The sequence below is a fragment of the Pararobbsia alpina genome (assembly GCF_902859895.1).
GTDB lineage: Bacteria > Pseudomonadota > Gammaproteobacteria > Burkholderiales > Burkholderiaceae > Pararobbsia > Pararobbsia alpina.
The window spans coordinates 101,236-112,715 of the sequence record NZ_CADIKM010000002.1 but is presented as its reverse complement, the minus strand read 5'-3'; the positions used below and the strand labels follow the sequence as shown (position 1 = coordinate 112,715).

At 61.4% G+C, this 11,480-nt stretch carries 12 protein-coding genes; 9 read left to right on the top strand and 3 right to left on the bottom strand.

Annotation, left to right across the window (positions count from 1 at the left end):
* Nucleotides 1-55: 55 nt before the first annotated feature.
* Complete coding sequence (locus HV670_RS02685) at nt 56-310, top strand: hypothetical protein (protein WP_175103103.1); 255 nt, start codon at nt 56-58, stop codon at nt 308-310.
* Here the strand turns inward: HV670_RS02685 and HV670_RS02680 are convergent.
* Both HV670_RS02680 and HV670_RS02675 read right to left on the bottom strand, forming a co-directional pair.
* Nucleotides 297-605 carry a hypothetical protein gene (locus HV670_RS02680; protein WP_175103102.1) on the bottom strand — a complete coding sequence of 103 codons (309 nt, stop codon included), beginning with the start codon at nt 603-605 and terminating at the stop codon, nt 297-299. The genes HV670_RS02685 and HV670_RS02680 overlap by 14 nt on opposite strands.
* Before the next feature lie 537 nt (nt 606-1,142).
* Nucleotides 1,143-1,568: a hypothetical protein gene (locus HV670_RS02675; protein ID WP_175103101.1), complete on the bottom strand. Its 426-nt coding sequence runs from the start codon at nt 1,566-1,568 to the stop codon at nt 1,143-1,145.
* Nucleotides 1,569-1,817: 249 nt separating this feature from the next.
* On the opposite strand from HV670_RS02675, the gene HV670_RS02670 reads away from it, so the two are divergent.
* Both HV670_RS02670 and HV670_RS02665 read left to right on the top strand, forming a co-directional pair.
* Nucleotides 1,818-2,756, top strand: a complete 939-nt coding sequence (locus HV670_RS02670; RefSeq protein WP_175103100.1) for a glucosamine kinase nucleotide-binding domain-containing protein — start codon at nt 1,818-1,820, stop codon at nt 2,754-2,756.
* A 29-nt stretch (nt 2,757-2,785) separates the two neighbouring features.
* A complete protein-coding gene (locus tag HV670_RS02665) occupies nt 2,786-3,601 on the top strand; it encodes a Cof-type HAD-IIB family hydrolase (protein ID WP_175103099.1) in 816 nt (271 codons plus the stop codon).
* A gap of 133 nt (nt 3,602-3,734) precedes the next feature.
* Here the strand turns inward: HV670_RS02665 and HV670_RS02660 are convergent, their stop codons facing one another.
* Nucleotides 3,735-4,805, bottom strand: coding sequence for a glycosyltransferase family 4 protein (locus HV670_RS02660; protein ID WP_175103098.1), 1,071 nt, complete (start codon nt 4,803-4,805; stop codon nt 3,735-3,737).
* 733 nt (nt 4,806-5,538) lie between these two features.
* Between HV670_RS02660 and flhD the strand changes: the two genes are divergently transcribed.
* From flhD to cheA, 6 genes are all read left to right on the top strand, one after another.
* On the top strand, nt 5,539-5,859 hold the full coding sequence (flhD, locus tag HV670_RS02655; protein WP_175103097.1) for a flagellar transcriptional regulator FlhD: 321 nt from the start codon (nt 5,539-5,541) through the stop codon (nt 5,857-5,859).
* 91 nt (nt 5,860-5,950) lie between these two features.
* Nucleotides 5,951-6,517: a flagellar transcriptional regulator FlhC gene (gene flhC / locus HV670_RS02650; protein ID WP_175103096.1), complete on the top strand. Its 567-nt coding sequence runs from the start codon at nt 5,951-5,953 to the stop codon at nt 6,515-6,517.
* A gap of 286 nt (nt 6,518-6,803) precedes the next feature.
* Entirely contained in the window at nt 6,804-7,664 is an 861-nt protein-coding gene (gene motA / locus HV670_RS02645; protein WP_175103095.1) for a flagellar motor stator protein MotA, read from the top strand.
* Nucleotides 7,665-7,675: 11 nt separating this feature from the next.
* On the top strand, nt 7,676-8,644 hold the full coding sequence (gene motB, locus HV670_RS02640; RefSeq protein WP_175103094.1) for a flagellar motor protein MotB: 969 nt from the start codon (nt 7,676-7,678) through the stop codon (nt 8,642-8,644).
* A gap of 36 nt (nt 8,645-8,680) precedes the next feature.
* Nucleotides 8,681-9,058, top strand: coding sequence for a response regulator (locus HV670_RS02635; protein WP_175103093.1), 378 nt, complete (start codon nt 8,681-8,683; stop codon nt 9,056-9,058).
* A 187-nt stretch (nt 9,059-9,245) separates the two neighbouring features.
* A complete protein-coding gene (gene cheA, locus HV670_RS02630) occupies nt 9,246-11,459 on the top strand; it encodes a chemotaxis protein CheA (RefSeq protein ID WP_175103092.1) in 2,214 nt (737 codons plus the stop codon).
* Nucleotides 11,460-11,480: the final 21 nt, after the last annotated feature.

Below are 11,480 nucleotides of genomic sequence, written 5' to 3'. Positions count from 1 at the left end.
TTGAGCTAGCGATGATTCCGACCTCGGGGTAAGCAGGTCTTTGCAGGTAAAGAAAATGAACGAAAGGGAAGGGACGGAAGGCGCCTGGGAAATCCGGGCGCTGCCACAAGAGGGGAAACTGGGTATTGCCTTTCCGCTATATTCGCGCGATGCGCTTGCGTATCGCGCGGATGACGACTGCCAGCACTACGCGCTGAGCTCGGACCAGGTACATGCGCTGATTTCCGAGCTCAATCGTGCCTTGCTCGTACTGGAACGGGAGCGCGACCGGCAGGCGGACGAGCAACGGCAGGGAATCATCCCGTTCTAGTCGGCGCGAAGCGCTCGTCGATGAAGGTTCGCACCGCCTGTGCGGTGTCGTAGTGTTCGCGCTGCGCGAGCCATTCGAGCAGGCATTCAAAAAACGCCTGGGCAAACGGCGTTCGCTCGCCCTGCGTAATGCGGCGCTGGATGTCATCGAGCGCTGCTACGCGGTTGTCATGCTGCTTGCTCGCGATTTCCGACGCTTCGCGGGCAACAATGTCGGGCAATGCGTCGCGAATCCGGGCGATCTCTTTTTCAAGTGCCCTGTCCGGTTTGAGGTTCGGCTGTCTCGCGATTTTCATGTTTTATTCATAGGCCTAACAGTAGCGGATAGAATGGATATTCATGATTTTCAGCGCTGCCTTATATCCAACATTAACCGATTTCGGTGATTTTTGGGGTGAAATGATTGTGACGATTTTGATATAAATGTGTTTGCGCAAATGAAAGGAATCAGATGCAGCCCGATTCATGGGAAATGCTACGACGCACGGGGGGCTTGGTCGCCTGTGCGAAAGTATTATTACTGCCGAGAAATGATCTTGGAGTCAGGCGGAAGAGTATGGCGCAAACGATTTACGACCTATGCGCTTAAATATTACTGACCTAAGGCCGGAAATGATTAATGCGCCAGGCAATATACGCGCGAAAACGGTACACAAGTTCTGTCCTCTTTCGCCATTCGCAGCTTCGGCAGATTGCGCTACTCGATCAACGCGGCGGAAGGCTAGTCAATTGGCAGACAAATAACCTGACATTCGCCCCCGCGTAGCGCAAAGAGCGGATTGGACGGCGAGGAACCCCAGGTGAGTTCTGTTTGCCTGAAGAACCCAGGCCGTCTAGGCAGCGGATTTCGTAATTCCGCTGTTCAGGCTGAACTGGCGAGCGATCGATAGGAGGCGGTCACGCCATTCCCAGACACCGAACACGTCGTGTACGTTCTGCAGGCAACTGAGCAGCTCGACAGTCAGCGGATCGTAGACGTTGATTTTTGAACGCAGCAAGGCCTTGCGAAGCTGGACGACACCCGCGTCCATGTAGGGCGGAACCTCGTTTGCGGGCTTATTCAGATAGCGGACAGGAATGCCTTCGAGCGCCGTCATGTAGTCGCGCGGCTTGATGAAATTACCGACGGGACATCCTCCGCAGTAACCCCGGTACGCGCCGCCCCCGCGTGGCAGCAGTGCGGCACGACCCTGCGTGAACAGGTGCGCGGCCGCCGTATCGAAAATCTGTTGGTGGCTGAGGAAGTGTACGGTTTTCATTCTAGGGTCTCCGTCGCGCTAACGATGTGCGCAATCGTCTTCACACCCAATGTCATACGGAAGCGCGGTAAATATGAGCCAGCGCTTCTTAGATGTGGCAATTTTGGCGGTTTGTTCACAATGCGCAATCAAATCTTGTTGTGAAGGGTGTCCATGTTGCTTTCGGGCCACATGCGGCAAAATGGCGGCGAGTTGGCGACTGTTGGAACGCGGCCGGGTCCGAGCGGCCCTGGCGCAGGGAGGATGAGGATGAGTCGTTTTGCAATCGGCGTGGACGGCGGCGGCACCGGAACCCGTGTCCTGCTCGCGGACGCACGGGGTACGGTGCTTGCGCGGGCAGACGGCGGGCCGTCGGCGCTCGGTCTCGGCGTGGGGCGGGCATGGCAGGAAATCCAGAAGGCAGTGCGCGCGGCCTTCGTTTCGGCGACGCGCGTATTGGACTGGCGCGAATGCACGCTTTGCTGCGGCTTGTCCGGCGTCAACAATGCCGAATGGCGACGAACATTCGTTCAGGCGGCGCCCGCCGGCGTGGCGTTGCTCCTGCATTCTGATGCGTTCACCACGCTGTGGGGCGCGCATCGGGGTCAATCCGGCATCATCGTGGCGCTTGGCACCGGCAGTATCGCGGCCACGCTTGACTCGAAGCAGGAATTGCACATGGTCGGTGGTTATGGGTTTCCGTCGGGCGACGAGGCAAGCGGTGCGTGGCTGGGTCTGCGCGCCTTGGTTTATCTCCAGCAGGTGATGGACGGCCGGCGTGCGGCCGATGCGTTCTCGGCCAGTCTGCGTGCGCATACCGGTGCCGCGACGCGCGACGAACTCGTCGAATGGTCGTGCGCGGCGGACCAGACCGCCTGCGCGGGCCTTGCGCCGATCGTCATTGCCTACGCGACCGACGCACGTGCGGCGCACCCATTTGCGCGTGCCCTGCTCGAACAGGCCGGGGACGAAATCGGCCGCATGATCGATGCGCTCGATCCGATTGAGACCGTTCCGATCGCGCTCTGCGGCGGGCTGGCTCAAGTGCTCGCGCCTTTCGTGCCGCATCGCTTTGCTTCGAGGCTCCGGCCACCGTCCCAGGATTCGGTCAGCGGTGCGCTCGCCCTTGCGCTCGCCGAGATGGGAAATGTTCCAGATGGGGCAAGCCCGGAGAACCGGCGCGAGTCGGGATACAAGCCACACGCGTAGAATACCGGGGCTGCCCTTCCGAATCCGCCATGTACAGACTCATCGCAACTGACCTTGACGGCACGCTACTCAATGCCCACCACCAGGTCGATCCTTTCACGATCGACATCCTGCGCCAGCTCGAACAGCAAGGCATCGAGATCGTGATCGCAACCGGACGCCACTACACCGATGTCTCGGGCATTCGCGATACGCTGGGTGTCAGGGCACACCTGATCACCTCGAACGGCGCGCGCGTGCATGACCCCGACGACCGCGAAGTGTTCTCCGAGAACGTGCCGCCGGAATTCGTGAGGCGCCTGGTCACGCGTGAGATCGCCGACGATGCGACCGTCAATCTCTTCGGCGATCAGGACTGGCTGATCAACCGCGATGCACCGGAACTGCTCCGGTATCACCAGGATTCGGGCTTCTCATATCAGGTCACGGATCTGACCGCCCATACGGGGGACGACATCGCGAAGGTGCTGTTCATCGGCGGCGTGGATACGCTCGCGCGGGTCGAGGCCAATCTGATCCGCGAATTTGGCGACTCGATCTACGTCACCTACTCGCTTGCGGACTGTCTCGAAGTGATGTCGCCGACGGTCTCGAAAGGGCGAGCGCTGCGCGTCGTGCTCGACCGGCTTGGGATCGAGCCCACGCATACCGTGGCGTTCGGCGACAACATGAACGATATCGACATGCTCGAAACAGCCGGTCAGCCGTTCATGATGGGCAATGCCAATCCCTTGTTGATGCAGCGCCTGCCAGCGGTTCCCCGGATCGGCAACAACTTCGATGCGGGTGTCGCGCTCGAACTTGCCCGCTTGTTCGACCTGCAAGGTAGTCAGTCGGTCGCTTGAACGCTGGGCGAGCGGAGCGCGGCGAGCGCATGCCACCGCTCCCGCGCTCCTGTCGTCATCAATCGACGGTTATCAACCTACGAGCCGTCAATCTGTGACCGTCAACCCCGGCCGTCACGTCAACCCACGGCCGTCAACCCACAGCCACACTGCGCAGCTCGCGACGGGTCGGACGACGCGTGTGGATCAGCGACTCGTAGGCGGCGACATAATTCCCCGCCATGATGTCCGACGTAAAGCGGCGTTCAAATTGCGCCCGGATTTCATCGCGCGAAAGTTCGTCGAGCCGGCCGATTGCTTCGACCGCGCCATCCACATCGTCTACAACGTAGCCGGTCACGCCATGGTCGACGACCTCCGGCACGGAACCGCGGCGAAACGCGATGACCGGCGTTCCGCACGCCATGGCTTCGATCATCACGAGGCCGAACGGCTCGCACCAGTCGATCGGGAACAGCAATGCCTGGGCACCCGACAGGAAGGCGGGTTTCTGCGCTTCGTTGATCTCGCCTACAAATTCGACATCCGCCTTGCTCAGCAAGGGCTTGATATCGCGTTCGAAGTATTCGCGATCGACCTTGTCGACCTTCGCCGCAATCTTGAGGGGCAAGCCGACTCGCGCCGCGATTTCGATGGCGGTATCAACGCGCTTTTCGGGGCAGATTCGCCCGAGGAACGCCAGATAGCCCGGCTTCACCTCTTTGCGCGGCGACAGCAGATCGGCCGGCAGGCCGTGGTAGATCGTATTGAGCCACCCCGCCTGGGGCAACGGCTGGCGCTGCGAATCGGATATCGAAACCACCGGTGCTTGGGGAAAAGCCGAAAATATCGGCTGCAACTCAGGCAGGTCGAGGCGGCCGTGCAGTGTCGTGACGAACGGCGTGTCGAGACCCGAGAAGAGCGAGAAGGGCAGGTAGTCGAGGTGGAAATGCAGCACGTCGAATTCATGAGCGCGCTGGCGTACCTGTTCGAGCAACAGCATGTGCGGCGCAACCCAATCGCGGATCGACGGGTCGAGCCGGAGTGCCTGCGGCCAGGCGGCTTCGTGTTGCGCGCGGGTAACCGAATCGCCGCTGGCGAACAGGGTCACGTCGTGTCCCTGTTCCACCAGCGCTTCGGTCAGATACGACACGACACGTTCGGTGCCGCCGTAGAACTTGGGAGGGACGGCCTCGTGCAACGGGGCGATTTGGGCGATACGCATTGGCTTCTCCTGGATCGATGGATCTCGAAGCGGCCCGTTGGAGCCGTCGCGATTGGTGAGCCCATTATCTTGGTGCGCCCCTGCGTTTTCAGCTTTCCTTTCAAAGACTTGCCGTTGTTACATCGGGAAATGATCATGCCAGAAGCATCGATCCGCAAATAGACGCGCACTTATCGCTTTCCAGCCTGCCGGCTCGACTGCCCACGATCGAAAACGTCGTGTTGCTCACACGATTCAAGCGTTTGGGGTATACCCCCGTGTAAGCGCGTGCTTGCATTCAGACACGAGTTCAGACGCGAGTTAATTGGTACTCACTTTCGCTAAAGTATTCTTGTGTCGTGCCGTAAACGCAGAAGGAGGGACGGCAACAGCAAAACTTCGCTAGTTTGCACCTGGCCTCGGTTCGGGGTCACTCGCCGCAACAAAAGTTACCGATCGGCCGATTGGCCCCTTCCCAAGTGTTCGCGGTAAGAAATACGCCGAAAAAACCGAAGTACCGGAAGGTGAGGTAAGACCTTCGGATCTGCCGGACTTCGCCTGACAGGCTGAAAACCCTTGTCGGGCCGATGTCCGGGCTCAAATGTAGGAATTCTTCCTACATGTTTTTTAGAAAAACTTTATTCGCTGACTTCGCTTCTTCCGATTTCGACTCCTGGGCGCCTCCCGCAGAATTCGCTCCATCAACAGGTCAGGCAAATTTTTACCTGCGGCAGTCAACCAGAACGGGGGCATCATGAGCTACAACAGCGAAATGCTCAATGAAATCAAGGAAGTTAACTTGTCCTATTTGCTTCTCGCGCAGCGCTTGCTGCGAGAAGACAAATCCACGGGCATGTATCGGATGGGGATCTCCGATCACGTCGCCGACGTGCTCGCGAACCTGACCCTGTCCCAGACCGTCAAGCTGGCGGCAACCAACCAGCTGCTGTGCCGGTTCCGCTTCGACGATCACGTGGTGCTGTCGTCGTTGACGCATACGGGCAAGAACGCCAGCGTCGCGTCGTCACATGCGGCCATCCTGCTGGCGGGTCAGCCCGTCGAACACATCGGTTGAGTTTTCGATTCAGACACCCGATTCTGCCCGCCTCCCGGAAGCAGGATATCGGGAGCGGGACGCCTCAAGGCGAGTCGCGAGGAGAAGCAACATGGCATCGAAAAGCGTAGTCCTTGAAGCGAAAGAAATCACGCTCGCCATCGAGTTGATTGAACTCGGTGCGCGACTGCAACTGCTCGAGGCCGAGACTAATCTGAGCCGCGACCGACTGATCAAGCTTTACAAGGAACTCAGGGGTGTTTCGCCACCCAAGGGCATGCTGCCCTTTTCGACGGACTGGTTCATGACCTGGCTGCCGAACATCCACTCTTCACTGTTTTACAACACCTACCGTTTCATGGTCGACCACGGCAACTGCAACACGATCCAGGCAGTGGTCAAGAGTTACCGGCTCTATCTCGAACATGTCGAACTCCAGGGCGGCGAAGCGGTACTCGGGCTGACGCGCGCCTGGACGCTCGTGCGCTTCTTCGACAGCGGCATGTTGCAAATGACGCCGTGCAGCCGCTGCGGTGGACACTTCGTCGCGCATGCGCACGATCCGAAGAACGGTGTGGTGTGCGGTCTGTGCCAGCCGCCATCGCGTGCCGGCAAGACGCGCAAGACCGCTGAGGTGAGCGAAGTGGCAATCTCCGAAGGCGCCGAACTCGTCGACTGACGCCGCCGGCCCGGTTGTTCGCGAATCACGCCGCGTGCACTTTGCCCGTATCGGACTCGGTCATTTCCGGAAATTCGTCCCCGTCGCCTCCCCCTCGCGAGTCGATGCGGGCGCGCAGGCCATCCGGCACTTGGGCGGCGCAGTGGGTCGTTGATCCCGAAAGCCCCGCCCGTCCGCCGATTCTTTCCCTCTCAGCTTAAGTTTACTTTCGGCTCTGCCGTTATCAAGCACAACAGCGGCCCGAGTTGAGCCGCGCCCTCGACGCCATCTCAAGAGGATATAGGCAGTGCTGGTCTTCATTGGTTACATCGTTACGCTTCTCTCGGTCTTCGGCGGTTACGCGCTGGAGGGTGGCCACCTGGGCGCACTAGTCCAACCGATCGAACTGCTGATGATCGGCGGGGCGGGTGTGGGCGCGTTCATCGTCGGCAACAACGCCAAGGCGATCAAGGCGACGCTGAAGGCGTTGCCGGGCCTGTTGCGCGGATCGCGGTACAACAAGTCGCTCTATATGCAGCTCATGGCGTTGCTCTACATGCTGCTCGCCAAGGCTCGCAAGGACGGCATGCTCGCGCTCGAGACCGATATCGACGCGCCGGCCGACAGCCCGCTGTTCTCCCAGTACCCCAAGATCCTCAACGACCACCACATCGTCGAGTTCCTGACCGACTACCTGCGGCTCATGATCAGCGGCAACATGAATGCTTTCGAAATCGAAAGTCTCATGGATGAGGAGATCGAAACGCACCATCACGAAGGCAATGTGCCGGCTGGCTGCCTGCACAAGCTCGGCGACGCGATGCCCGCGTTCGGGATCGTCGCCGCCGTGATGGGCGTGGTCCACACCATGGCCAATGCCGGCCTGCCGCCGCAGGAGCTCGGCGCGCTGATCGCGCAGGCGCTCGTCGGCACCTTCCTCGGCATTCTTCTTTCTTATGCGTTCATCGGACCGCTCGCCACGCTGCTCGAACAGCGCGTCGACGAGTCGACCAAGATGCTCCAGTGCATCAAGGTCACGATCCTCGCCAACCTGAATGGGTATGCACCGGCGCTTGCCGTCGAGTTCGGCCGGAAGGTGCTGTTCTCGACTGAGCGTCCGTCGTTCATCGAGCTCGAAGAACACGTGCGCCAGGTCAAGGCGAAATAACGGGGTCGACCATGGCGGCGAAAGGCAAGGCAGCAAAGGAAGACGCGGCACCGGCAAGGCCCATCGTGATCAAGCGCGGCGGCGCGCCGAAGCACGCCCATCACGGCGGGGCATGGAAACTCGCCTATGCCGACTTCATGACCGCCTTGATGGCGTTCTTCCTGCTGCTCTGGCTGTTGAGTTCGGTGAATACGGCCGAGCTCGCGGGTATTGCCGACTACTTCAAGATGCCGTTGAGAGAAGCGCTGCTCGGCGGCAAGAAGGTGTCCGAGGGTTCGAGCATCATCAACGGCGGCGGCACTGACCTGTCGCGCCAGAATGGCGATGCCACGACCGCGGCGGGGCGGCGCACGCCGAGCGAGACGTCGATCAACCCGACCAAGGATGCCGACGACCAGGAGCGGCTGCGTGAACTCAAGGCGAAGCTCGAGGCGGCGGTCGCGTCGAACCCGCAACTGTCGCCATACCAGCAGAACATCCGTATCGAGATCACCCCAGACGGGCTGCGGATCCAGATCGTCGATACACAGAACCGCCCGATGTTCGCGACAGCAAGCGCGATAGTCGAACCGTACATGCAACAGATCCTGCGCGAGATCGGCAAGTCGCTCAATGACCTGCCGAACCACGTGATGCTGTCGGGACACACCGATGCCCAGCAGTACTCGGGCGGCGATAAGGGCTACAGCAACTGGGAGCTGTCGGCTGATCGCGCGAACGCCTCGCGTCGCGAACTGATCGCGGGCGGCATGGATGAAGGCAAGGTGCTGCGGGTGGTCGGGGTGGCTTCGACGCAGGACCTCGATCGCGACAATCCCCTGGATCCGGTCAACCGGCGCATCAGCATCATCGTATTGAACCGCCTCGCGGAAGCCGCCATCAGGCGAGACGAGCAGATGAAGACGGAGTCGATCCAAAACAAGACGGGTGGGGCGAACGGAGTAGCGACGGGGCTGGTTCAGCTGGCGCCGCCGCACTAGATGACGGGCGCGACGACCCCAAGGGGACAAAAAGCGATGAGCAGACGAATTCTGGCAGCCGACGATTCGGCGGCGATGCGGGAAATCCTGTTGGCGACCTTGAGCGAGGCCGGCTATCTGGTGACGATAGCGTGCGACGGGCAGGATGCACTCCGACATGCGCTCTCACAGACCTTCGACCTCGTGCTGACCGACCAGCATATGCCGGTCATGGACGGCCTGACGCTGATCCAGTCGTTGCGCCAGATGGAAGCGTACGACGCGGTGCCGATCCTCGTGCTCACCACAGAGTTCGGCGAATCGTTCAAGACCGCGGCGCGCGAAGCGGGAGCGAGCGGCTGGCTGCTCAAGCCGCTCGATCCGCAGACGCTGACCGAAGTGGTATCCGAACTGGTCCTGCACGAAGGCGCATGACGTGGATGGAAGTCCAGGCAGAGGCAGGGCAATACGACAAGACACAGCAGACAAGGCAATACGAAGCACGGTACGAAAATGAATGCGCGGTGAACCTGTCCTGGCGCATGCGATGCGCGGGGCTCCTTGTATAACGATGCATATCCGGTCGCGCCTGATTGAGGCGAGCCGAAAGCGGTAGAAGAGAATGACACTCGACATTACCCAGTTCTATCAGACCTTCTTCGACGAAGCCGATGAGTTGCTCGCCGAGATGGAGCGCCTGCTGCTCGAAACCGACGTCGGGAATCCCGACGCCGAGCAGATGAATGCGATCTTCCGGAGCGCCCATTCGATCAAGGGTGGCGCCGCGACGTTCGGCTTCGTCGCGCTCACCGAGACGACGCACATTCTCGAGTCGCTGCTTGACCGTGCTCGCACCGGCGAGATGACCCTGCGCACGGATATGGTCGACCTGTTCCTCGAGACCAAGGATGTGCTCTCCGACCAGCTCAATGCCTACCGCGCCTCGAGCGAGCCCGATGCCGCCCAGGCCGCGGAGATCTGCGCGAAGCTCCACCGGCTCGCCGCCGAGCAGGCGGCCGGCAAGGACGAGGCCCCCGCGGCAGCGCCGGCGACCGCGCCGGCAAAGGCAGTCGCGCCGAATACATCGGGCGTACCTGAGCACGTGACCGACACGCTCACGCAGCTCGCAGGCGAGAAGGCCGCCGAAGACACGGCACCTGAAGCCCCTGGCACCCCGCACCTGAAGATCGTGCTCAAGGGCGTCGGCGAGAAGGACCAGGACCTGCTGACCGACGAACTCGGCAATCTCGGCAAGGTCGCCTCGCAGGTCAAGTCGGGAGACAGGCTCACGCTGTGGCTCGAAACCGACTGTTCCGAAGACGACATCATCGCCGTCTGCTGTTTCGTGATCGACATGGACCAGATTGAGATCACGAAGGGCACGCCGCCCGCAGAGCAGGTCGAAGAGACCGCCCTGCCCGTGGCCGCGGCCGCGGTCGTGGAGGCGGCGCCGGTGGTCGAGGTCGCGAGCCCCGCGGTCGCAGTAGCAAACACTGCATCGGCCGCGCCCACGCAAAGCACATCGCCCGCACCGGTCGCGAGTCCCGCGCTCGACGAGCAGGCACCGGCCGCACCCGCGGCCGGCGCACCGGGTCAGAAGGCGCGGGCCGCCGCTCCGAGCGGCGGCGAGGGCAGCTCGATTCGCGTCGGTGTCGAGAAGGTCGACCAGTTGATCAACCTCGTCGGCGAACTCGTGATCACCCAGGCGATGCTGGCGCAGACCGCGAGCGTGTTCGACCCCGTGATCCACGATCGCCTGTTCAACGGCATGGCGCAGTTCGAACGCAATGCGCGCGATCTGCAGGAAGCGGTGATGTCAATCCGCATGATGCCGATGGACTATGTGTTCAGCCGCTTTCCGCGGCTGGTTCGCGATCTCGCGAGCAAGCTCGGCAAGCAGATCGAACTCATCACGTTCGGTCAGGCGACCGAGCTCGACAAGAGTCTGATCGAGCGCATCACCGATCCGTTGACCCATCTCGTGCGCAACAGCCTCGATCACGGCATCGAGACACCCGAGGTGCGCGTCGCGGCGGGCAAGGATCCGGTGGGTCAGCTGATCCTGTCGGCCGAACACGCCGGCGGCAACATCGTGATTGAAGTGTCGGACGACGGCGCCGGTCTGCGCCGCGACAAGATTCTCGCCAAGGCGCTCAAGCAGGGCATGCCGGGCGTGACCGAAAACATGCCTGACGAAGACGTCTGGAACCTGATCTTCGCACCGGGCTTCTCGACGGCCGAACAGGTCACGGACGTCTCAGGCCGCGGCGTCGGCATGGACGTCGTCAAGCGCAACATCCAGGACATGGGCGGCCACGTCGAGATCACCTCGCGCGCGGGCCAGGGCACCACCACGCGGATCGTGTTGCCGCTCACGCTGGCGATTCTCGACGGCATGTCGGTCAAGACCGGCAGCGAGATCTTCATCCTGCCGCTGAATTTCGTGATGGAGTCGCTGCAGCCCGAAGCCGGCGACATCTACACCGTGGCGGGCAACGAGCGACTCGTGCGCGTGCGCGGCGAATACCTGCCGCTCGTCGAGCTGCATGCGACCTTCACCGTCGCCGACGCCCGCACTGATCCGACCCAGGGCATCGTGGTCATCATGCAGGCCGAGGGCCGCCGCTTCGCATTGCTCGTCGACGAACTCGTCGGCCAGCAGCAGGTCGTGGTGAAGAACCTCGAGACGAACTACCGAAAGATCCACGGCATTTCGGCCGCGACGATTCTCGGTGACGGCAGCGTCGCGTTGATCGTCGATGTCGCCGCGCTGTCGCGTCTCGCGCGCGATCTCCATCGTGGACATTCGAATTCCGCCCAGCATGCGGCGGCATGATCTTTTGAAACAGTGAGACAG

Excerpts from the sequence above, each read along its gene's own strand:
- HV670_RS02665 (WP_175103099.1), top strand. The coding sequence starts at position 2,786 with ATGTACAGACTCATCGCAACTGACCTTGACGGCACGCTACTCAATGCC.
- motB (WP_175103094.1), top strand. The coding sequence starts at position 7,676 with ATGGCGGCGAAAGGCAAGGCAGCAAAGGAAGACGCGGCACCGGCAAGG.
- cheA (WP_175103092.1), top strand. The coding sequence starts at position 9,246 with ATGACACTCGACATTACCCAGTTCTATCAGACCTTCTTCGACGAAGCC.
- HV670_RS02675 (WP_175103101.1), bottom strand. The coding sequence starts at position 1,568 with ATGAAAACCGTACACTTCCTCAGCCACCAACAGATTTTCGATACGGCG.
- flhC (WP_175103096.1), top strand. The coding sequence starts at position 5,951 with ATGGCATCGAAAAGCGTAGTCCTTGAAGCGAAAGAAATCACGCTCGCC.
- HV670_RS02680 (WP_175103102.1), bottom strand. The coding sequence starts at position 605 with ATGAAAATCGCGAGACAGCCGAACCTCAAACCGGACAGGGCACTTGAA.
- HV670_RS02660 (WP_175103098.1), bottom strand. The coding sequence starts at position 4,805 with ATGCGTATCGCCCAAATCGCCCCGTTGCACGAGGCCGTCCCTCCCAAG.
- HV670_RS02685 (WP_175103103.1), top strand. The coding sequence starts at position 56 with ATGAACGAAAGGGAAGGGACGGAAGGCGCCTGGGAAATCCGGGCGCTG.
- HV670_RS02670 (WP_175103100.1), top strand. The coding sequence starts at position 1,818 with ATGAGTCGTTTTGCAATCGGCGTGGACGGCGGCGGCACCGGAACCCGT.
- HV670_RS02635 (WP_175103093.1), top strand. The coding sequence starts at position 8,681 with ATGAGCAGACGAATTCTGGCAGCCGACGATTCGGCGGCGATGCGGGAA.
- flhD (WP_175103097.1), top strand. The coding sequence starts at position 5,539 with ATGAGCTACAACAGCGAAATGCTCAATGAAATCAAGGAAGTTAACTTG.